The organism is Nonomuraea sp. NPDC005650, assembly GCF_040605375.1.
Lineage (GTDB): Bacteria > Actinomycetota > Actinomycetes > Streptosporangiales > Streptosporangiaceae > Nonomuraea.
Window position 1 is genome coordinate 107,853 of the sequence record NZ_JBEXCR010000005.1, and the last position, 20,666, is coordinate 128,518.

At 69.1% G+C, this 20,666-nt stretch carries 18 protein-coding genes and 1 tRNA gene; 14 read left to right on the plus strand and 5 right to left on the minus strand.

The genetic code is table 11. The features are described 5' to 3' along the window. Positions 1-29 precede the first annotated feature (29 nt). Entirely contained in the window at positions 30-1,880 is a 1,851-nt protein-coding gene (locus tag ABZS69_RS10270; protein WP_355369329.1) for an ABC-F family ATP-binding cassette domain-containing protein, read from the plus strand. A 451-nt stretch (positions 1,881-2,331) separates the two neighbouring features. On the opposite strand, the gene ABZS69_RS10275 is transcribed toward ABZS69_RS10270, so the two are convergent. Then, a complete protein-coding gene (locus ABZS69_RS10275) occupies positions 2,332-2,838 on the minus strand; it encodes a MarR family transcriptional regulator (protein ID WP_355369331.1) in 507 nt (168 codons plus the stop codon). A gap of 57 nt (positions 2,839-2,895) precedes the next feature. Here ABZS69_RS10275 and ABZS69_RS10280 point away from each other — a divergent pair, with 57 nt between their 5' ends. Genes ABZS69_RS10280 through ABZS69_RS10295 form a run of 4 tightly spaced genes read left to right on the plus strand, consistent with a single transcriptional unit; the run spans position 2,896 to position 6,704 of the window. Then, entirely contained in the window at positions 2,896-3,666 is a 771-nt protein-coding gene (locus ABZS69_RS10280) for a trans-aconitate 2-methyltransferase (protein ID WP_355369333.1), read from the plus strand. After that, positions 3,663-4,001, plus strand: coding sequence for a glyoxalase (locus tag ABZS69_RS10285; protein WP_355369335.1), 339 nt, complete (start codon positions 3,663-3,665; stop codon positions 3,999-4,001). Before ABZS69_RS10280 ends, ABZS69_RS10285 begins: the two co-directional genes overlap by 4 nt. A gap of 40 nt (positions 4,002-4,041) precedes the next feature. Then, positions 4,042-5,532 (plus strand): CYTH and CHAD domain-containing protein, encoded by a 1,491-nt coding sequence (locus ABZS69_RS10290; protein WP_355369337.1) that lies wholly within the window; start codon positions 4,042-4,044, stop codon positions 5,530-5,532. Next, positions 5,529-6,704 carry a cytochrome P450 gene (locus ABZS69_RS10295; protein ID WP_355369339.1) on the plus strand — a complete coding sequence of 392 codons (1,176 nt, stop codon included), beginning with the start codon at positions 5,529-5,531 and terminating at the stop codon, positions 6,702-6,704. Before ABZS69_RS10290 ends, ABZS69_RS10295 begins: the two co-directional genes overlap by 4 nt. A gap of 13 nt (positions 6,705-6,717) precedes the next feature. Here ABZS69_RS10295 and ABZS69_RS10300 read toward each other — a convergent pair whose 3' ends face one another. The 4 genes from ABZS69_RS10300 to ABZS69_RS10315 form a co-directional block, all read right to left on the minus strand. After that, positions 6,718-7,548, minus strand: coding sequence for an NUDIX hydrolase (locus tag ABZS69_RS10300; protein WP_355369341.1), 831 nt, complete (start codon positions 7,546-7,548; stop codon positions 6,718-6,720). Continuing rightward, entirely contained in the window at positions 7,541-9,601 is a 2,061-nt protein-coding gene (locus tag ABZS69_RS10305; protein WP_355369343.1) for an RNA degradosome polyphosphate kinase, read from the minus strand. Before ABZS69_RS10305 ends, ABZS69_RS10300 begins: the two co-directional genes overlap by 8 nt. 224 nt (positions 9,602-9,825) lie before the next feature. Next, positions 9,826-10,722 carry a TetR family transcriptional regulator gene (locus tag ABZS69_RS10310; protein ID WP_355369345.1) on the minus strand — a complete coding sequence of 299 codons (897 nt, stop codon included), beginning with the start codon at positions 10,720-10,722 and terminating at the stop codon, positions 9,826-9,828. A gap of 52 nt (positions 10,723-10,774) precedes the next feature. After that, positions 10,775-11,713 (minus strand): fatty acid desaturase, encoded by a 939-nt coding sequence (locus tag ABZS69_RS10315; protein WP_355369347.1) that lies wholly within the window; start codon positions 11,711-11,713, stop codon positions 10,775-10,777. Between the two features lie 299 nt (positions 11,714-12,012). Between ABZS69_RS10315 and ABZS69_RS10320 the strand changes: the two genes are divergently transcribed. From ABZS69_RS10320 to cysN, 9 genes are all read left to right on the plus strand, one after another. Beyond that, positions 12,013-12,084, plus strand: a tRNA-Gln gene (locus tag ABZS69_RS10320). A gap of 126 nt (positions 12,085-12,210) precedes the next feature. Then, entirely contained in the window at positions 12,211-13,662 is a 1,452-nt protein-coding gene (glmU, locus tag ABZS69_RS10325; protein ID WP_355369349.1) for a bifunctional UDP-N-acetylglucosamine diphosphorylase/glucosamine-1-phosphate N-acetyltransferase GlmU, read from the plus strand. A gap of 64 nt (positions 13,663-13,726) precedes the next feature. Further along, entirely contained in the window at positions 13,727-14,704 is a 978-nt protein-coding gene (locus ABZS69_RS10330; RefSeq protein ID WP_355369351.1) for a ribose-phosphate diphosphokinase, read from the plus strand. A gap of 146 nt (positions 14,705-14,850) precedes the next feature. Continuing rightward, a complete protein-coding gene (locus tag ABZS69_RS10335; RefSeq protein ID WP_355369353.1) occupies positions 14,851-15,468 on the plus strand; it encodes a 50S ribosomal protein L25/general stress protein Ctc in 618 nt (205 codons plus the stop codon). Between the two features lie 63 nt (positions 15,469-15,531). Further along, positions 15,532-16,116: an aminoacyl-tRNA hydrolase gene (gene pth, locus ABZS69_RS10340; protein ID WP_355369355.1), complete on the plus strand. Its 585-nt coding sequence runs from the start codon at positions 15,532-15,534 to the stop codon at positions 16,114-16,116. A 108-nt stretch (positions 16,117-16,224) separates the two neighbouring features. After that, positions 16,225-17,664, plus strand: a complete 1,440-nt coding sequence (locus ABZS69_RS10345) for a sugar transferase (protein WP_355369357.1) — start codon at positions 16,225-16,227, stop codon at positions 17,662-17,664. Further along, a complete protein-coding gene (locus tag ABZS69_RS10350; RefSeq protein WP_355369359.1) occupies positions 17,664-18,428 on the plus strand; it encodes a 3'(2'),5'-bisphosphate nucleotidase CysQ in 765 nt (254 codons plus the stop codon). Before ABZS69_RS10345 ends, ABZS69_RS10350 begins: the two co-directional genes overlap by 1 nt. Positions 18,429-18,447: 19 nt before the next feature. Continuing rightward, on the plus strand, positions 18,448-19,362 hold the full coding sequence (gene cysD / locus ABZS69_RS10355) for a sulfate adenylyltransferase subunit CysD (protein WP_355369361.1): 915 nt from the start codon (positions 18,448-18,450) through the stop codon (positions 19,360-19,362). After that, complete coding sequence (gene cysN / locus ABZS69_RS10360; protein ID WP_355369363.1) at positions 19,362-20,624, plus strand: sulfate adenylyltransferase subunit CysN; 1,263 nt, start codon at positions 19,362-19,364, stop codon at positions 20,622-20,624. The genes cysD and cysN overlap by 1 nt, the downstream gene beginning before the upstream one ends. Positions 20,625-20,666: the final 42 nt, after the last annotated feature.

Genomic DNA, 20,666 nt, shown 5'->3' on the forward strand with positions numbered 1-20,666 from the left:
GGGCGGAGAGCCGATACCCTGAGGAGGTCATGAATCTGGTCAATCTTGAGTCGGTTTCCCACGCGTACGGGCCCAAGCCGCTTCTCAGCGACGTCTCCCTGGGCGTTGAGGCGGGCGAGCGCATCGGGGTCGTCGGGCGTAACGGGGGCGGGAAGACGACCCTCCTGTCCGTGATCGCGGGAGCGGTGCGGCCCGACAAGGGGCGGGTCACCCATAACCGGGGCCTGCGGGTCGGGTTCCTGTCGCAGCAGGACACGCTCGACGCGGGCACCGCCGTGCGCGAGATCGTCCTCGACGGGCGGGCCGAGCACGAGTGGGCGGGGGATCAGCGCGTACGCGAGATCCTCGCCAACCTGATCGGTGATCTCGATCTCGACGCCACGGCGGGCGATCTGTCCGGTGGGGAGCGCAGGCGTACCGCGCTGGCGCGGTTGCTCATCGACGACCACGACCTGATCATGCTGGACGAGCCCACGAACCACCTCGACATCGAGGCCATCGCCTGGCTGGCCGGGCATCTGGCGGCGAGGAAGAGCGCGCTGGTGGCCGTGACGCACGACCGGTGGTTCCTTGATGCGGTGTCGAGCCGTACGTGGGAGGTCGTGGACGGGCGGGTCGAGCGGTACGAGGGTGGCTATGCCGCTTATGTGCTCGCGAAGGCCGAGCGGGCGCGGATCGCGCAGGCCGCCGAGGAGCGCCGCCAGAACCTCATGCGCAAGGAGATCGCCTGGCTGCGCCGTGGCCCGCCCGCGCGCACGTCCAAGCCGAAGTTCCGCATCGAGGCCGCCCAGGCACTGATCGCGAACGAGCCTCCGGCGCGCGAGACCGTCGAGCTGATGAAGTTCGCCGCGGCCCGCCTTGGCAGGACCGTTTACGACCTCGAGGACGTCACCCTGCACGCCGGCGGGCCGGACAGCGGGCCGCTGGTGCTCGACGATCTCACGTGGCAGTTCGGGCCGGGCGACCGCATCGGGCTGATCGGGGTGAACGGCTCCGGCAAGTCGTCGGTGCTCCGCCTGCTCTCGGGCACGGTGGTGCCTGACTCCGGGCGCGTGATCAAGGGCAAGACGGTTCGCCTGGCGCACCTGTCCCAGGAGCTGGCCGAGGTGGATCCGACCCGGCGGGTGCTGGAGTCGGTGGAGGAGATACGCAAGTACCTCCAGGTCGGAAAGCGGGAGTGGACGGCCTCTCAGCTGCTCGAACGCCTGGGGTTCAGGGGCGAGGCGCAGTGGAAGGTCGTCGGCGACCTGTCCGGCGGCGAGCGGCGGCGGCTGCAACTCCTCCGGCTCCTCATGGACGACCCCAATGTCCTGCTGCTCGACGAGCCCACCAACGACCTCGACATCGAGACGCTCAACGAGCTCGAGGACCTGCTGGACGCCTGGCCCGGCACGCTGCTCCTGGTGAGCCATGACCGCTACTTCCTGGAGCGGGTGACCGATCGGTGCGTGGCGCTGCTCGGTGATGGCAAGCTCTCGCTGCTGCCCGGCGGGGTGGACGAATATCTCGAACGTCGCGCGGCCGGTATGGCCCTGACCGCCCGTGTCGGCGCCTCGGTGAACTCCACGACCACGCAGCCGTCCAGCGCCGCCACCGTATCGGGCGGTGCCGCGAGCACGGCTCTGCCCGATCAGGCGAAGGCCGGGATGGCGGGGCTGTCGGCCAAGGAGGAACGGGAGCTGCGCAAGGAGCTCAATCGCCTGGAACGCCAGCTCGACAAGCTGAGCGACCAGGAGTCCCGCCTCCACGCGGCCATGGCGGATGCGGCCAGCGACTACGAGAGGCTGGGCTCGCTCGACGCCCAGTTGCGCGAGATCACCGCCCAGAAGGACACGGTCGAAGCGGAGTGGCTTGAGGTGGCCGAGCAACTGGGCGACTGACGCCGCCTATCGCCGCCCGCCCGGCTGTCCGCCCGCCCGTTCGTCCGCCCGCCCGTCCGTTCGCCCGTTCGCTGGATGGCTCGGCGGCCGGTGCCGGGCTCCGTCCGGGAGAGGAGGGCACGGTCGGTGCTCCGACCCAGAGGCGGTGGCCCAAGGGTGGTGCCTTCGGGGCCACGGTGCCCTCGGAACGATGGGTCGTGGTCTCGTCCTGTGGTGGCTGAGGGGCCGTGGTGTGGTGGTCGGGCCATGTCCTGTGGTGGGTCTGGCCCCGTGATGTGGTTGCAAGGTCCGTGGTGTGGTGGGCGGGGCCTCGTCGTGTGGTGGTTGAGGGGCGTGGTGTGGTGGGCGGGCCGCGTCCCGTGGGGGGCGGGGCCCGTGGGGTGATGGCTGGGTCCGTGGGGTTGTGGTTGGGGCTGCGGGGTGTGGGGTTGGAGGGTGGGGGAGTACGAGGTTAGTGGGGGGCGTCGAAGGGGGTTAGAAGGGTGCGGAGGAGGGCGGAGAGGGTGCGTTGATCGTCGGGGCCGAGGCCGGACAGGAGTTCGCGTTCCCGTCGCAACAGGTCGGCGAAGGCCGCGTCCACCCGGGCGACGCCCGTGTTCGTCAGGGACACCAGGACGCCGCGGCGGTCCTCCGGGTCGGGGCGGCGGCGCACCAGGCCCGCCTGGGCGAGCCGGTCGATGCGGTTGGTCATCGTCCCCGAGGTGACGAGCGTGGCCCGCAGCAGGGCACCAGGGCTCAGCTCGTACGGCTTGCCGGCCCGTCGCAGCGCCGTCAGCACGTCGAACTCCCACGGCTCAAGGTCGTGCTCGGCGAACGCCGCCCGCCTGGCCCGGTCGAGATGCTTGGCCAGCCGTGACACCCTAGAGAGCACCTGGAGCGGCTCGACGTCGAGGTCGGGGCGTTCTGCGCGCCAAGCCGCGACGAGGCGATCGACCTCGTCTCTAGCATCCTCCGTCATGACACAAGAGTGTACTGTCTTGACATCGAGATATCTCTCTCGATATCAATTATCTTCATGTCAAGAGATATCTGGGACCCGGTAACGTACGCCGTCTACGCCGACGAGCGGTCGCGGCCGTTTATCGAGCTGATCTCCAGAGTCGGGGCGGTCGACCCCGATTATGTCGTGGACGCGGGCTGCGGCAGCGGTGAACTCACCGTTGAGCTGGCCAAACGCTGGCCCCGCGCGACCGTGGAGGGCTTCGACTCCTCGCCCGCGATGATCACCAAGGCCCGTGGGCTGCAGTCCAAGGTGAGGTTCGCGGTGGCCGACGTGGCCATGTGGCGGCCCGACCGGCCGATGGACGTGATCGTCTCGAACGCCGTCCTGCAGTGGGTGCCGGAGCATCGCGCGGTGCTGGAGCACTGGGTTGAGGACCTGGCCCCCGGGGGCTGGCTGGCGTTCCAGGTGCCGGGGAACTTCGACGCGCCCAGCCATGTCGCCATCCGCGAGCTGTGCGCCTCCCGCGCCTGGTCCGACAGGCTCGGCGGCGTGCTCAGGGCCCATCCGGTCGACGACCCCGTCGACTACCTGGACCTGCTCAACCAGGGTGGCTCTCAGGTCGACGCGTGGGAGACGACCTATATGCACGTGCTCCAGGGGGAGAACCCGGTGCTCGACTGGGTCTCCGGCACCGCCCTGCGCCCGGTCTTCGACCGGCTCGACCCGGACGAGCAGCGGCGGTTCAGGCAGGACCTGGCCAAGCTGCTCGCCGAGGCGTATCCGGCCAGGAGTTACGGCACCCCCTTCCCGTTCCGGCGGATCTTCGTGGTGATGCAGAAATGATCAGGGCCCTCCACCACGTCCAGCTCGCCGCGCCCCGGGGGAGTGAGCCGGAGCTGAGGCTCTTCTACGAGGGCGTGCTGGGGCTGAGGGAGGTGCCCAAGCCCCCTGAGCTGGCCAAACGCGGTGGGGTATGGTTCAGGGGCGAGGGTGTGGAGGTCCACCTCGGCATCGAGGACAACTTCAGGCCCGCGCGCAAGGCGCACCCCGCTTTCCTGGTGGACGATCTCGACGCGTACGCCACCGGCGTGGAGCCCGATCTCCTCTTCCCGGGCTACCGGCGGATTTACCTCGCGGACCCCGTCGGCAACAGAGTCGAGCTTCTGCAGGTCGTGTGATGTTCACCTCAAAGTGGCATGATGTTCCGAAATCGGACTCTTGCGAGGTGTAGTGGGCATCGAGATCGAGGACAAGTTCGACGTTCCTCCCGAATACGCGATTCCGGACCTGAGCCGTCTGGCCGAGGTGGTCGGCCCGAGGAGCTTTCAGCTGGTGGCTCTCTACTACGACACCGCCGACCTGCGGTTGGCCGCCCGAGGCGTCACGCTCCGGCGGCGACGAGGTGGCGACGATCCCGGCTGGCACCTGAAACTCCCCAAGGCCAAGGGGGTACGCCAGGAGATCACCCATCCCCTCACCCGTAGCACCAAGATCGTGCCCGAAGAGCTGGCCGAACTCGTCCGCGCCTACACCCGCGGTGCCGAGCTCCAGCCGGTCGCCGAGCTGGACACCCGCAGGACCATCACCGTCCTGGTCGATGGCGACGTCAAGCTCGTCGAGGTCGCCGACGACCGCGTCAAGGGCACGGTGTTCGGGGAGGAGCCCAAGGTCGTACGGTGGCGCGAGGTCGAGGCCGAGCTGTACGCCCCCGACCGCCAGGCCGTCCTCGCCAAGGTCGGCAAGCGCCTCAGGAAGGCCGGCGCGACGCCCGCCACGAGCGCCAGCAAGCTCGCCAGACTGCTCGAACCCGCCCCGCTCCCCAAGGCCCCCACCGAGCCGGGCACCGCGGGCGAGATCGTCGTCGCCTACCTGGCCGGTCAGGTGAACGCCCTCCTCTCGCAGGACCCGCGCGTACGCAGGGCCGAGGACGACGCCGTGCACCAGATGCGCGTGGCCGCCCGCAGGATGCGCAGCGCGCTCAAGGCGTTCAAGAGCGTCGTCGCCGACACCGCCCACGTCCAGGACGAGCTGCGCTGGCTCGGCAACGTGCTCGGCGAGGCCCGCGACCTGGAGGTGATCAGGGCCAGGTTCGCCAAGGAGCTGGCCAGGCTGGAGCCCGAGCTGATCCACGGCCCCATCCAGGCCCGGCTCGGCACGGACCTGCTCGAACGCGAGCAGGAGGCGTACGGCCGCATCAAGGAGACACTCAGCGGCGACCGCTACTACCTCCTCCTCAACGCGCTCGACCAGCTCGTCTCCGCCCCGAAGCTGGAGAAGGCGGCGGCCAAGCCAGCCCAGGAGAAGCTCACCGACATCGCGGCGGCCGGCTGGAACAGGGTGACGAAGGCCTACGAAACCGCTCAGGCCATAGAAGACCCCGAACGCCGTGAAATAGCCATGCACGACGTGCGCAAGGCCGCCAAACGCGCTCGTTACACCGCCGAAGCGCTCCAGCCCACCCTCGGCGCGAGCATGTCCAAGCTCGCCAAACTCTCCGAGAACGTCCAGGAAGTCCTGGGAACGCACCAGGACGGCGTGGTCGCGCAGGAGACACTGGCGAAGGAGGCCGAGAGCGCCCGCCAGGCAGGTGAGGACACGTTCACGTACGGCGTGCTCATCGGCCTCGAACGCAGCGCGGCCGACCAGGCTTACGCGGAGTTCCCCAGAGTCTGGGCAGAGACGGTCAGGGCGGTTATGAAGGTTCTATGAGGAACCTTCCCACCATCCCCTTCGAGCGCGGCAACCTGCTGGAGGTGCCCGCGGCGTACCGCGAGCTGCGGGCAGAAGAGGGCATCGCGAAGGTACGCACCCCGACGGGTGACGAGGTCTGGCTGGTCAGCGGCTACGAGGACGCACGCAGTCTGTTCAACGACCCCCGGCTCGGGCGCTCGCATCCCGAGCCGGACAAGGCCGCCCGCCTGTCGGGCTCGGCCCTGCTCGGCGGCCCCCAGGGCGACGTCGCCACGGAGAAGGCCGAGCACGACCGCATGCGCAAGCTGTTCATGCCGTCCTTCTCGGCGCGCCGGATGAAGGCGCTCAGCGACCACGTCGGCTCGCTCGTGGACGAGCGGCTCGACCACCTGGCCAAGCTGACGCCGCCGGTCGACCTGCACGCCGAGCTCTCCTTCCCGCTGCCCGTGCTGGTCATCTGCCAGCTCCTCGGGGTGCCGTACGAGGACAGGGAGTACTTCGGGGGCGTGTCGCAGCGCATGGGCGACATGCTGGACCTGGAGAAGGGCCAGGCGGCGCGCGAGGAGCTGAGCGCGTACATGGCCGGGCTCATCGAGCGCAAGCGGCACGAGCCGGCCGAGGACGTGCTGTCCGACCTGGCGAACGAGCTGGACGACGACGGGAGGATCGCCGAGCTCGCCGGCGGGCTGCTGTTCGCCGGCCACGAGACCACAGTCAACCGCATCGACTTCGGCGTGCTGCTCCTGCTCGCCAACCCCGGCCAGCGCGACCTGCTCATCGCCGACCCTGGGCTGGCGCCCGGCGCGGTCGAGGAGATCCTGCGCATGGCCGTGCCGAGCCTGCACGGCCTGCCCAGGTACGCCCACGAGGACATCGAGATCGGCGGCCACACGATCCGCCGGGGCGAGGCCGTGGTGCTCACCCCGGGCGTGGCCAACCGGGATGAGCGGATCTATCCGGATCCGGAGGTGTTCGACATCCGGCGTCCGCAGACCGACCCGCATCTGAGCTTCGGGTACGGCCCGCGCTTCTGCATCGGCGCCAGCCTGGCCAGGGTCGAGCTGGTGGCCGTGTTCAGCCGGCTGTTCCAGCGCTTCCCCACCCTGCGGACGGTCGTGCCGGTCGAGGAGCTGCCACGCAGCGAGGGACGGATCGCCGACGGCTTCGCGAACCTGCCGGTCACCTGGTGAGCGGCACGGGCGGTCAGGCCGGGTAGCGCTCGACGCTGACGACCTGCCCGCCCGCCCTCTGCAGCACGGCGAACGCGCCCTTGCGCAGGTGCACGTCCTTCCCGCTCAGCGTCTTGATCAGGTCGGGGAGCACCTTGCGGTGGCTGCACACGGCCGCGGGCACGGTGATCTCCCTGACCAGGGCGGGCGTCTTCTGCGGGTCCTGCCCCTCCTCGCTGAGCAGGCAGTCGAGCTTGACCTCGGCCCCGTACGGCTCCAGGGTCTGGACACATCGGGCGCTGGGGGAGCTGATCAGCAGCTCGGGCCGGTAGGCGGGCAGCGCGGTGGCCAGGTGCGCCGCCTGGGACCGGCCGTCGGTGTCGAGCGGGCGCAGGGCGTCGTCATCCTGCCAGTCGTTCCTGGAGCCGGCCGAGCCGTGCCGTACGAGGACGAGGGGCACGGTCTCCAGCGGCGCGGCGCTCAGCGCGCGCAGCAGCCCCACGTCCCATTCGTACGTCAGCAGCCGTCTGGCCTCCTCTAACGGCAGCCAGCGCAGCTCGTCCACCTCTTCACCGGGGGCGAACCCGTCGTCGGCGGCGATCCGCGCCGTCCAGTAGTCGACCCGCTTGAGCTGCCCGGCGCTGAGGTAGTGGATGGGTGGCAGCGCGCGGCCGAGCAGCACGGTCAGCCCGGTCTCCTCCCAGACCTCGCGCAACGCGCCGGCGATCACGTGCTCGCCGGACTTGAGCTTGCCCTTGGGGAAGGTCCAGTCGTCGTAGTCCGGACGGTGGATGACGGCGACCTCGGGGCGGCTCTCCTCGCCCCTCCAGACCACGGCTCCGGCGGCGCGGAGCAGGTCAGTCATCAACGGTCCTCCAGCGGCGCGTGCTGATGAGATGGCTCTGCGGGTCCTCGCCCGGGTGGCGGGTCCACTTGCCGTCGGAGTTCAGCACCCACGCGTTCGTGGTCTCGGCCATGACCAGGTCCATCAGCTCGATGAGGTACGCCTTGTGCTGCGGCGACGTCACCTTGACCAGGGCCTCGACGCGGCGCTCGAGGTTCCTGCGCATGAGGTCGGCGCTCCCGATCCAGATCTCGGGGCGGCGGCCCAGGCCGAACTCGTACACCCGGGAGTGCTCAAGGAAGCGCCCCAAGACCGACCTTACGCGGATATTTTCGGACAAGTCTGGGATGCCGGGGCGGAGGCTGCAGATGCCCCGCACCCACAGGTCCACCGGGACACCCGCCCTGGACGCCCGGTAGAGCGCGTCGATGATCGGCTCGTCCACCAGGGAGTTCGTCTTTATCCTGATCCGCGCCGGGCGTCCCGCCTCCTGGTGGGCGATCTCCCGCTCGATCCTGGCCAGCAGCCCGCTGCGCATCGAGTGGGGCGCGACCAGCAGCCGCCGGTAGGCGGAGTGGTTGGAGTAGCCGGTCAGGTGGATGAACAGGTCCGTCACGTCCTCGCCGACCAGCGGGTCGGCCGTGAGCAGGCCGAAGTCCTCGTACTGCCGGGCGGTCTTGGGGTTGTAGTTGCCGGTGCCGATGTGGCAGTAGCGGCGCAGCTCGCCCGAGGGCTCCTGGCGGACCACGAGCGCCAGCTTGCAGTGGGTCTTCAGCCCGACCACGCCGTAGACGACGTGGCAGCCGGCCCGCTCCAGCTTGCGCGCCCAGGAGATGTTCGCGTGCTCGTCGAAGCGGGCCTTGATCTCCACGACCACGACGACCTGCTTGCCGGCCTCGGCCGCGTCGATCAGCGCGTCCACGATGGGGGACTCGCCGCTGGTGCGGTAGAGGGTCTGCTTGATCGCCAGGACCCGCGGGTCGGCCGCGGCCACCTCGATGAAGCGCTGCACGCTGGTGGCGAACGAGTCGTACGGGTGGTGCAGCAGCACGTCGCGCTCGCGCAGGATCGAGAAGAGGTCGTCCTCGGCGTTGATCACCTCGGCGGGCACGAACGGCCGGTAGCTCAGCTCGCCCCGGTCCAGGTCGGCGATGGCGTGCAGGCCCGACAGGTCGAGCGGCCCGGGCAGCCGGTAGATCTCGTGCGGCGCCAGCTCCAGCTCCTCGACCAGCGGCGCCAGCACCTCCGGGGTGATCGTGTCCTCGACCTCAAGGCGCACGGGCGGGCCGAACCGACGCCTGAGCAGCTCCTTCTCCAGGGCCTGCATGAGGTTCTCGGTGACGTCCTCGTCGACGTCGAGGTCCTCGTTCCTGGTGACGCGGAAGACGTGGTGCTGGAGGATCTCCATGCCCTTGAACAACTGCCCCAGGTGGGCCGCGATGACATCCTCAAGTGGGACGAATCGGTCCTTCGAGGCCGGCACGAACCGCGGCAGCTGCGACGGGACCTTGACCCTGGCGAAGACCGTGTGGTCGGTCGCCGGGTTCCGCACCAGGACGGCGAGGTTCAGGCTGAGCCCGGAGATGTAGGGGAAGGGGTGCGCGGGGTCCACGGCCAGCGGCGTCAGGACGGGCCTGATCCGCTCCCTGAACAGCTTGCGCAGCTCCGTACGCTCCTCGCGGCCCAGCTCGTCCCACCTGACGATCTCGATGCCCTCGGCCGCGAGCTGCGGGGAGATGTGGTTGTGGAAGGCCGCGGCGTGCCGCCTGGCCAGGTCGTCGGCGATCGTGGCGATCCTGGCCAGCTCCTCGCGGGGCTTCAACCCGCTCTTGGTGCGCAGCAGGAGGCCCGTGGCCATGCGGCGTTTCAGACCCGCGACCCGTACGCGGAAGAACTCGTCGAGGTTGCTCGCGAAGATCGCCAGGAAGCGCACTCGCTCCAGGAGGGGTGTCGATGGATCTTCGGCCATGTCGAGCACGCGCTCGTTGAACTGGAGCCAGCTCTCTTCGCGATTGAGAAACCGCTCCTGTGGCAGGGGCAGGTCGTTGGTGGGTTGGAACGGTTCCGCGGACATATGGCCTATATTGCCCCGTTTGGTTGAACAGAACGTTAACGTGGTCGCAACGGCTTATCCCGGAAAGTCAACCACGCTCAACCCAATCGTCACTCAAGACATCCCCCCTGTTCAAGCCCACCTGCGGGCCGCCGGCCCCCACCCGCCCCTCCGGTCGACGACAGCCGGGGTCCTTCGGGAGCCGGGAGCGGAAGGCCGAGGGCTGAGGGGCGCCGGGCCTTGGGTCAGTCCTGGTGGTCGGTGTGTTCGAGGCGGGCGGCGCGTTCGGCGAGGCGGGCCTCGCGCTGGCGGATCTTGTCCTCGCGCTCCCGCGCCTTCTCCGCCTCCTTCAGCAGCCGCTCCCGCTCCTTGAGGTCCCGCACCCGTGCCTTCTCGGCATCCTTGAGCTCCCGGACCCGCGCCTTCTCCGCCTCCTTGAACTCCTTCTCCCGCGCCTTCTCCAGCTCGCGCAACTCCTTCTCGCTCGTGCGCGGCTTGGCGGGGACGGACTGCTGCTCGCGGCTCGTGGCGGTGATCGCCGGGTTGGGGTTGAGGCCGGTCAGGCCGTTCCAGGCGAGGTTGACGAGGTGGGCGGCGACCTCCTCGCGGCCCGGCTTGCGTACGTCGAGCCACCACTGCCCGGTCAGCGCGACCATGCCGACCAGCATCTGGGCGTACATCGGCGCGAGCTTGGGGTCGTAGCCGCGGGCCACGAACTCGTCGGCCAAGACGTCCTCCACCTGGCTGGCGATCTCGCTGATCAGGCTCGCGAACGTGCCGGTGCCGGAGGCGGCGTGGGAGTCGCGTACCAGGATGCGGAAGCCCTCGCTGCTCTCCTCGATGTACTGGAGCAGCGCCAGCGCGGCCCGCTCCAGTTTGATCAGGGAATGGGACGCGGCCAGGGCCTCGGTGATCATGGCGAGGAGCTTGCGCATCTCGCGGTCCACGACGACCGCGTAGACGCCTTCCTTGCCGCCGAAATGCTCGTACACCACGGGTTTCGACACCTGTGCCGTAGCTGCGATCTCCTCGATAGAGGTCCCGTCGAACCCCTTCTCCGCGAAGAGGGTGCGGCTGATCTGGATCAGCTGCTCTCTACGCTCGCTACCGGACATGCGCCTGCGAGAACGGGGTTCGGTCACGGTCTCCATAATGACGGCCACGGGTGCGCGGCCGCTCACTGGCTGATCTACGTCAGGCAATGCGCTTCGCCGCCAGGCGTTCCGGGCTCGGCCAGCGGACGTCGTACACCCAGCCCAGCTTCTCGAAGATCCGGATGAGCCCGGCGCTCAGGTCGATCTGGCCCTTGAGCGCGCCGTGCCGGGCGCAGGTCGGGTCGGAGTGGTGCAGGTTGTGCCAGGACTCGCCGAAGGACGGGATGGCCAGCCACCAGACGTTGCGCGACTTGTCGCGCACCTGGAACTCCTCCTCGCCGAAGACGTGGCAGATGGAGTTGATCGACCAGGTCACGTGGTGCAGCAGGCCGATGCGGACGAGCGTGCCCCAGAACAGCGCGGTCACCGCGCCCTGCCAGGACCAGGTGACGAGCCCGCCGATCACACCGGGGAGCAGGATCGAGGCGAGGGCGATCGGGCCGAACCACTTGTGCAGCTTGATGACGTCGGGGTCCTTGCACAGGTCAGGGGCGTACTTCTCCCTGTTGGTGCGCTCGCTCTCGAACAGCCAGCCCATGTGGGCGTACAGCAGGCCCTTGGACAGGGACTTGAAGCCGGGGCCGAAACGCCACGGCGAGTGCGGGTCGCCCTCCTTGTCGGAGAACTTGTGGTGCTTGCGGTGCGTGGCCACCCAGTCGAGTACGGACATCTCCAGCGACAGGCTGCCCGCGATGCCCATCGCGATCTTCAGCGGCCGCTTGGCCTTGAACGAGCCGTGGGTGAAGTAGCGGTGCAGGCCCACGGTCACGCCGAGCCCGGAGACCACGTAGAAGACGAAGGAGATGACGATGTCCGTCCAGCCGAGTCCCCATCCCCATGCGAACGGCACCGCGGTCGCGATCGCGATCAGCGGCAGCCCGACGACGAGTACGAAGGTGATCAGCTCGGCCTTGCTTCTGGGCTCGGGCTCGAAGTCAGGCTTCGGTGTCGGGGCTGAACGCTGGGTGACAACGGTCATGGACGACCTCCAACGGCATGTATGAGGATGTATGTCCGGGCTACGCCACCGTAACCTACGCTAGCGTAAGTAAGGAAGCCCTAAGTCGTTAATGGGGAGAACGTGACGCTCTGCCGAACAAGGTGGGTGGGGTTCGTGCCTTGCGTCGTTTAGGGGGGTCTGTTATGGGTCGACGCGTCGCGCACCGGCCGTCACCTGGCACTTCACGCCCGAGCCGGGTGGGGCGCGTAATTACGGGCGCGCGCCGGGGTGCGGGCTCGGTATCGTAGGGATGTGTCGGACGCCACGTGTCCGATCTATCCCGGATCGTCTAATCGGCAGGACAAGTGGTTTTGGTCCACTTTGTAGGGGTTCGAGTCCTCTTCCGGGAGCTGTGACCTGCTCCCCCGGCGGAAAGGTTCGGGGCGCGGCCAGGTATCCTCACGGTGTCGGGAGGGTAGCGGTGCGGTAGACGTACCAAATGCCCTGATCCGTCCAGCCACAGGGAGCCTCAGTCCGTGAGTGTGCCGCGCCCGGCAGCCGTCATCGTCCTCGCCGCCGGCGAGGGCACCCGGATGAAGAGCCAGACCCCCAAGGTCCTGCACGAGCTATGTGGCCGTGCATTGGTCGACCACATGCTCGCAGCCGCCAGAGACCTCGGTCCTGAGCAGCTGATCGTCGTCATAGGCCACGCGCTGGAGCAGGTCGGCGGCCATCTGGCCGCCACCAGCCCCGACGCGCGCGCCGTCGTCCAGCATGAGCAGCGCGGCACCGGCCACGCGGTCCGCACCGTGCTCGAAGAGGTCGGTGTGATCTCCGGCACGGTGCTGGTCACGTACGGGGACGTGCCGCTCATGCGCCCGCGCACCCTCGCCGAGCTGCTCCAGCGGCACGAGGCCGAGGGCAACGCGGTCACCGTGCTGACGGCCAACGTGCCCGATCCGACCGGCTACGGGCGGATCATCCGCGACGAGAGCGGCGCCGTCCTGGAGATCGTCGAGGAGAAGGACGCCAGCCCGGAGCAGCGCGCGATCAAGGAGATGAACTCCGGGATCTACGCCTTCGACGGCTCGCTGCTCGCCGACGCCGTCAAGCGCGTGTCCACCGACAACGCCCAGGGTGAGGAGTACCTCACCGACGTCCTGGCCATCCTGCGCGGCGACGGCCATCGGGTCGGCGCCTGCGTCGCGGGCGACTTCGTCGAGGTCGAGGGCGTCAACGACCGCGTCCAGCTCGCCGCCGCCCGCAAGGTGCTCAACCTGCGCCTGCTCGAAGACCACATGCGCGCCGGGGTGACGATCATCGACCCCGGCAGCACCTGGATCGACGTCGGCGTGCGGATCGCGCCCGACGTGGTCATCCACCCCGGCACCCAGCTCCACGGCGACTCCGTGATCGAGGCCGGTGCCGAGGTCGGCCCCGCCACCACGCTGACAGACACCCGCGTCGGCGAGGGGGCCGTCGTGCGCAACGCCGTCTGCGACAGCGCCGACATCGGCCCCGAGGTCAACGTCGGCCCCTACGCCTACCTCCGCCCCGGCACGGTGCTCGGCCGCAAGTCCAAGGCCGGCACGTTCGTCGAGATGAAGAACACCAAGGTCGGCGAGCGTTCCAAGGTGCCGCACCTGTCCTACGCGGGGGACGCCACGATCGGCGACGACGTCAACATCGGCGCCTCCACCGTCTTCGTCAACTACGACGGGGTCGAAAAGCACCGCACCACGATTCGCGACGGCGTGTTCGTCGGCTGCGACACCATGCTCGTCGCCCCGGTCACGGTCAATGACGGCGCCTACACGGCGGCGGGCTCGGTGATCGTCGACGACGTGCCCCCGGGCGCGATCGGCGTGGCGCGTGCGCGGCAGCGCAACATCGAGAAATGGGTCTTGCGCAGGCGCGCGGGCACGAAGTCGGCCGCGGCCGCCGAGCGGGCGCTGGCCGAGCAAGAGCAGCAGGAGAGTGGCACATGACCGAGCTTGCCGAGGTCATCAACGAGCGCAGCACCTCGGTCATGAGGCCGACGAAGGAGGTCTCATGACCAGCATCAAGCAGCCAGGCGAGAAGAATCTCATGCTCTTCTCCGGCCGGGCCTATCCTGAGCTGGCCGAGGAGGTGGCTGAGCACGTCGGCGTCTCCCTCACCCCCACCAAGCTGATCGACTTCGCCAACGGCGAGATCTACGCCCGCTATCTGGAGTCGGTACGCGGCTGCGACGCCTTCGTCATCCAGAGCCACGGGGCGCCCATCAACCAGTGGATCATGGAACAGCTGATCATGGTCGACGCGCTGAAGCGGGCCTCCGCCAAGCGCATCACCGTGGTCATGCCGTTCTACGGCTACGCCCGCCAGGACAAGAAGGGCCGTGGCCGCGAGCCGATCACGGCCCGGCTGATGGCCGACATGTTCAAGACCGCGGGCGCCGACCGGCTCATGTCGATCGACCTGCACACCTCGCAGATCCAGGGCTTCTTCGACGGCCCCGTGGACCACCTGTTCGCGATGCCGGTGCTGGAGAGCTACCTCAAGAACAAGCTCGACCTGGAGACCACCACCATCGTCTCGCCCGACACCGGCCGCGTCCGGCTGTCGGAGCGCTGGGCCGACACGCTCGGCACGCCGCTGGCGTTCATCCACAAGCGCCGCGACCTCGACGTGGCCAACCAGGTGAAGGTCAGCGAGGTCGTCGGACGGGTCCGCGGCCGCACCTGCGTGCTGATCGACGACATGATCGACACCGCGGGCACCATCTGCAAGGCCGCCGACGCCCTCTACGAGCAGGGCGCCACCAACGTGATCACCGCCGCCACCCACGCGGTCTTCTCCGAACCGGCGGTCGACCGGCTGAAGAACTCCCGGATCTCCGAGGTCATCGTCACCAACACGCTGCCGCTGGCGGAGGCCAACAGGTTCGACAAGCTGACGGTCCTGTCGATCGCGCCGCTCATCGCCCGCGCGATCACCGAGGTCTTCCAGGACGGCTCGGTCACGAGCTTGTTCGAGGGCGACACGTGAGCCGTGCGGACCGCCGTCACGGCTTTCCGAGCGGAGCTCGGCAGATAGCGCTGTAGACTGGCACGGTTGCGCTCGTAACGCCTTCCGCTAGGGCGGATGAGGGGGAGCGCCGACACCCACCGACTCATGCATCCCTAGGAGATGTCGTGTCCGAAGTACGTATCGCCGCCGAATCGCGCACCACGTTCGGCAAGGGCGCCGCTCGCAAGATCCGCCGCGCCGACAAGGTGCCCGCCGTTCTCTACGGGCACGGCATCGACCCCAAGCACCTGACCCTGCCCGGCCACGAGGTGCTGCTCGCGCTCCGCACGCCCAACGTGCTGATCCACCTCAAGGGTGAGGGCGTCGACGAGCTGGCCCTGCCCAAGGGCGTGCAGCGCGACCCGATCAAGGGCTTCGTCGAGCACGTCGACCTGCTGCTGGTCAAGCGCGGCGAGAAGGTCACGGTCGAGATCCCGGTCACCACGGTCGGCGACGTTCACACTGACGGCCTGCTCGACCTGCAGCTCGTCGCCGTCGCCGTCGAGGCCGAGGCCACCCACATCCCGACCGGCGTCGAGGTCGACGTCGAGGGCCTGGAGGTCGGAAACTCCGTCACCGCCGGGCAGCTCGCGCTGCCGCAGGGCGCCACGCTGGCCGCCGACCCCGAGGTCGTCGTGCTCCAGGTGATCGCCAAGCCGGTCGAGGCGCCGGCCGAGGGCGGGGAGGCCGCCGAGGGCGCGGCCGCCGAGGGCGAGACCGCAGAGGCCGCCGCCGCCGAGTAACGGTCTGATTCGTGAACGGGGCGGCCGGACTCGAGCCGCCCCGTTCCGCTGTAAGGGGTGCAGATGGATCGCTGGCTGATCGCCGGTCTGGGCAACCCTGGGCCCGAATACGCGGGCAACAGGCACAACGCGGGCTTCATGGTGCTCGACGAGCTCGCCGCCAGGGCAGGCGGGCGGTTCAAGGCGCACAAGAGCAGGGCGGAAGTGTGCGAGACCCGCACTGCCATCCTGGCCAAACCCCTCACCTACATGAACCTCTCCGGCGGGCCCGTCAAGGCGCTCTCCGACTTCTACAAGATCGGCCCGGAGCGGCTGATCGTCGTCCACGACGAGCTCGACGTGCCGTACGGCGCGCTCAGGGCCAAGCTCGGCGGCGGCGACAACGGCCACAACGGCCTCAAGTCGATCACCAAGGTCCTCGCCACCCGCGACTACCTGCGGGTCCGCTTCGGCATCGGGCGCCCGCCCGGGCGCATGGACGCCGCCTCCTTCGTGCTGCGGGACTTCGCCACCATGGAGCGCAAGGACCTGCCCTTCCTGGTGGACCGGGCGGCCGACGTCGTCGAGTCGCTGATGGCGCGTGGCCTGGAAGTCACCCAGAACGACTTCCATCGGGCTGATTTGAACATTTCGGGCCCTCCTCGCTGATCGCCACATAGGTTCGTTCGCCGGTTCCCTGCCGTTCTCACCGCTACGATCAGTGACTGTCCGTTCAGGAATGGTCACCTGGAGGCGCGCGTGCGCGGTGAGGGTCACATGGCCATCGTCGGACCTGGCCACGTGGCCTCCTGGCGAGTCAGCCCCCGCACACCCGTCTGGGTCCGCTCCTATCGGTTCCGCGCGGTGCTGGGCGACCTCTGCGGGGCGTGGGTGGGGTCCGGGGTGGCCTTCTACGTGCGCTTCGGCGAGCTCACGCCGTACGTGCTGCCGTACCTGCTGGTCAGCCTGGTCCTGCCGGTGGTGTGGACGTTCGCGGTGGCGCTCAACCGCGCGTACGAGCCGCGCATGCTCGGCGTGGGCTCCGAGGAGTTCCGCCGGGTCGTGCAGTCGGGCCTCGCGCTGACCGCGGGCACCGCCATCTGCTCCTACGTGACCAAGACCGACGTCGCCCGGGGCTACGTCGTGCTCGCGCTGCCGCTGGTCACGCTGCTCGCCCTGCTCCTCAGATACGCCCTGCGCCGCTCCCTGAACCGGCGCCGGGCGGCGGGGCAGTGCATGCGCAGGGTGGTCGCCGTCGGGCACGAGGCGTCCGTCGAGGAGCTCGTGCGGCTGTTCAGGAAGGAGCGCCACCACGGCATGGACGTCGTGGCCGCCTGCCTGCCGGGCGGCACGCCGGGCGACTCCGTGGGCGAGGTGCCCGTCGCCGGCGACCTCAGCGACGTGCCGATCGTGGTCGACCAGTTCCGCGCCGACACCGTGGCCGTCCTGGCCTGTCCCGAGATGGACGGGCAGGCGCTGCGGCGGCTGGCCTGGCGGCTGGAGCGCACCCACACCGAGCTGGTGGTCGCCCCGGCGCTGATGGACGTGGCGGGCCCGCGCACCATGATCAGACCGGCCGCCGGGCTGCCGCTCCTGCACGTGGAGCACCCCGAGCTGGGCGGGGCCAGGAAACTGGTCAAGAACATCTTCGACCGGCTGGTGGCCGTCGCCCTGCTGGTGCTGCTCGCGCCCCTGATGGTGGGGCTGGCGGTGGCCGTACGCGCGTCGAGCCCCGGGCCCGCGCTGTTCAGGCAGACCAGGGTCGGCAGGGACGGGCGGCTGTTCACGATCCTGAAGTTCCGCACCATGCGGCGCGGCTCCGAGCAGCAGAAGATCACTCTGGTCAGCGACCGTGACGGCGTGCTCTTCAAGATCCGGAACGATCCCCGGGTCACGCCGCTCGGCACGCGGATGCGCCGCCACTCGCTGGACGAGTTGCCGCAGCTCATCAACGTCCTGCTCGGCCACATGTCGCTGGTCGGCCCCCGGCCGCCGCTGCCGGAGGAGGTGGCGCGCTACGGCGATGACGTCCGCAGACGGCTCCTCGTACGCCCCGGGCTGACGGGCCTGTGGCAGGTCAGTGGTAGATCTGACCTATCGTGGGAGGAATCCGTACGCCTCGACCTGCGTTACGTGGAGAACTGGTCCCTCATGCTAGACCTCCAGATCCTGTGGAAAACTTGGTCGGCCGTCGCCCGTGGGCAAGGAGCTTATTGATGACGATTCGCGACGACCACTCACTGGCGGCCGATCTGGCGACCGAGGCGGGTGAGCGGTTGCTGGGCATTCGCGAGCGGGTCGGGTTCGACGATTCCTCCGCCCTTCGCGCGGAGGGCGACCGGGCCTCCCACGTCTTCCTCATGGAGGCGCTGGCCAGGCTCCGTCCCAGCGACAGCGTGCTGTCGGAGGAGGCCACCCGCGAGGAGCGGCTCGACCCGCGCCGGCTCAGCGCGTCCCGGGTTTGGATCGTGGATCCGCTAGATGGCACCCGGGAGTTCTCCGAGGAGGGCCGGCCCGACTGGGCTGTGCACGTGGCGCTGTGGGAGGGCGGCAGGCTGACCGCGGGCGCCGTGGCGCTGCCCGCCCAGGGCCGCACGCTGACCACCGCGGAGCCGCCCGAGCCGCGCTCCTTCGACGGGGGGCGGTTCCGCATCGCGGTGAGCCGTACGCGCCCGCCGGAGTTCGTGCGGAAGCTGGCCTTCCTCGTCGGCGCCGACCTGGTCCCCATCGGGTCCGCCGGGGCGAAGATCTCGGCGGTGCTCACCGGCGAGGTCGAGGCGTACGTACACGCCGGTGGCCAGTACGAGTGGGATTCCGCCGCGCCGGTCGCGGTCGCCCAGGCCGCCGGGGCCCACGCGAGCCGGATCGACGGCTCCGAGCTGACCTACAACCAAGCCGACCCGTCACTACCGGATATCCTGGTTTCCCTACCTGAGCTAGCGACATCGCTGCTCAACGGGATTCGGGACCTGCACCGCTAAACCGCCGGAGGAAGCTCCCATGCTCCAGCGCGACTACACGACGTCGCAGCTTGACGTACTCGAAGCCGAGGCCATCCACATCATGCGCGAGGTGGCCGCCGAGTTCGAGCGTCCCTGTCTGCTCTTCTCCGGGGGCAAGGACTCGATCGTCATGCTCCGCATCGCGGAGAAGGCGTTCTGGCCCGCGGCCATCCCGTTCCCCCTCATGCACGTGGACACGGGCCACAACTTCGACGAGGTCATCGAGTTCCGCGACCGCCGCTCCGTGGAACTGCACGCGCGGCTGATCGTGGCCAGCGTGCAGGACTCCATCGACGCCGGGCGCGTGGTCGAGGAGACCGGTCGGCGCGCCTCGCGCAACCGCCTGCAGACCACCACGCTGCTCGACGGGATCGAGGAGCACGAGTTCGACGCGGTCTTCGGCGGCGCGCGCCGCGACGAGGAGAAGGCCCGCGCCAAGGAGCGCGTCTTCTCCTTCCGCGACGACTTCGGCCAGTGGGACCCGAAGAACCAGCGCCCCGAGCTGTGGAACCTCTACAACTCGCGCATCCGCAAGGGCGAGCACATCCGCGTCTTCCCGCTGTCCAACTGGACCGAGCTCGACGTCTGGGACTACATCAGGCGCGAGGGCATCGAGATCCCCTCCATCTACTTCGCCCACACCCGCAAGGTGTTCGAGCGCGACGGCATGCTGCTGCCCGACTCCGACGTCGTCCAGCGGGGCGAGGACGAGCCGCTGTTCGAGGCCGTGGTGCGCTACCGCACGGTGGGCGACATGACCTGCACGGGCGCCGTGCAGTCCACGGCCGCCACGGTCGAGGAGATCATCGAGGAGATCGCGGCCACCCGGATCACCGAGCGCGGGGCCACCAGGGCCGACGACCGCGCGTCCGAGGCCGCGATGGAGGACCGTAAGCGAGAGGGCTACTTCTAATGGACATCCTTCGCTTTGCCACGGCGGGAAGCGTCGACGACGGCAAGTCCACCCTCATCGGACGGTTGCTCTTCGACTCCAAGGCGATCTTCGAGGACCAGCTTGAGGCGGTCGAGCGCACCTCGCGCGACCGGGGCACCGAATACACTGATCTGTCGCTGCTGACCGACGGCCTGCGGGCCGAGCGGGAGCAGGGCATCACGATCGACGTGGCGTACCGGTACTTCGCGACGCCCAGGCGGAAGTTCATCATCGCCGACACGCCCGGCCACATCCAGTACACCCGGAACATGGTCACCGGCGCCTCCACGGCCGACCTGGCGATCATCCTCATCGACGCGCGCAAGGGCGTGCTGGAGCAGTCGCGGCGGCACGCGTTCCTGACCTCGCTGCTGCGGGTGCCCCACCTGGTGCTGGCCGTCAACAAGATGGACCTGGTGGACTACTCGCAGGAGCGGTTCGAGGAGATCAAGGACGAGTTCACGGCGTTCGCGTCCAAGCTGAACGTCTCCGACCTCACCTTCATCCCGATCTCCGCGCTCAACGGCGACAACGTGGTCTCGCGCTCCGAGAACATGCCGTGGTACCTCGGCACGTCGCTGCTGCACCACCTGGAGAACGTCCACATCGCCTCCGACCGCAACCTGGTCGACGTGCGCTTCCCCGTCCAGTACGTGATCCGCCCGCAGCGGGCCACCGAGCAGGCCTTCCACGACTACCGCGGCTACGCGGGCCAGGTGGCGGGCGGCGTGCTGAAGCCCGGCGACGAGGTGGTGCACCTGCCGTCGGGGCTCACGACCCGCATCGCCTCGATCGACACCTTCGACGGGCCGGTCGAGGAGGCGTTCCCGCCCATGTCGGTGACGCTGCGCTTCGAGGACGACCTCGACATCTCGCGCGGTGACATGATCGCCCGGCCGAACAACCAGCCGCAGGTGGCGCAGGAGGTGGAGGCGATGGTCTGCTGGATGGCCGACGGGCTCAAGCTGACGCCGCGCTCCAAGCTGACGATCAAGCACACCACCCGTATGGCCCGTGCCATGGTCCGTGACCTGCACTACCGGCTCGACGTCAACACCCTGCACCGCGACGAGGAGGCGACCTCGCTCGGCCTCAACGAGATCGGGCGGGTGTCGCTGCGGATCACGCAGCCGCTGTTCGTGGACGACTACGCGCGTAACAGGCTCACCGGCGGCTTCATCCTCGTGGACGAGTCCACCAACGGCACCGTCGGCGCTGGCATGGTCATCGACGCCCGTTAGGTAGATCTTTCCGGGTTCCCCGACCTTCGGTTACTCTCAGCG

Coding starts and splice junctions, on each gene's coding strand:
- ABZS69_RS10350 (WP_355369359.1), top strand. CDS start 17,664: ATGACGATTCGCGACGACCACTCACTGGCGGCCGATCTGGCGACCGAG.
- pth (WP_355369355.1), top strand. CDS start 15,532: ATGGATCGCTGGCTGATCGCCGGTCTGGGCAACCCTGGGCCCGAATAC.
- ABZS69_RS10295 (WP_355369339.1), top strand. CDS start 5,529: ATGAGGAACCTTCCCACCATCCCCTTCGAGCGCGGCAACCTGCTGGAG.
- ABZS69_RS10270 (WP_355369329.1), top strand. CDS start 30: ATGAATCTGGTCAATCTTGAGTCGGTTTCCCACGCGTACGGGCCCAAG.
- cysN (WP_355369363.1), top strand. CDS start 19,362: ATGGACATCCTTCGCTTTGCCACGGCGGGAAGCGTCGACGACGGCAAG.
- ABZS69_RS10330 (WP_355369351.1), top strand. CDS start 13,727: ATGACCAGCATCAAGCAGCCAGGCGAGAAGAATCTCATGCTCTTCTCC.
- ABZS69_RS10305 (WP_355369343.1), bottom strand. CDS start 9,601: ATGTCCGCGGAACCGTTCCAACCCACCAACGACCTGCCCCTGCCACAG.
- ABZS69_RS10300 (WP_355369341.1), bottom strand. CDS start 7,548: ATGACTGACCTGCTCCGCGCCGCCGGAGCCGTGGTCTGGAGGGGCGAG.
- ABZS69_RS10315 (WP_355369347.1), bottom strand. CDS start 11,713: ATGACCGTTGTCACCCAGCGTTCAGCCCCGACACCGAAGCCTGACTTC.
- ABZS69_RS10345 (WP_355369357.1), top strand. CDS start 16,225: ATGGCCATCGTCGGACCTGGCCACGTGGCCTCCTGGCGAGTCAGCCCC.
- ABZS69_RS10285 (WP_355369335.1), top strand. CDS start 3,663: ATGATCAGGGCCCTCCACCACGTCCAGCTCGCCGCGCCCCGGGGGAGT.
- ABZS69_RS10275 (WP_355369331.1), bottom strand. CDS start 2,838: ATGACGGAGGATGCTAGAGACGAGGTCGATCGCCTCGTCGCGGCTTGG.
- ABZS69_RS10280 (WP_355369333.1), top strand. CDS start 2,896: ATGTCAAGAGATATCTGGGACCCGGTAACGTACGCCGTCTACGCCGAC.
- cysD (WP_355369361.1), top strand. CDS start 18,448: ATGCTCCAGCGCGACTACACGACGTCGCAGCTTGACGTACTCGAAGCC.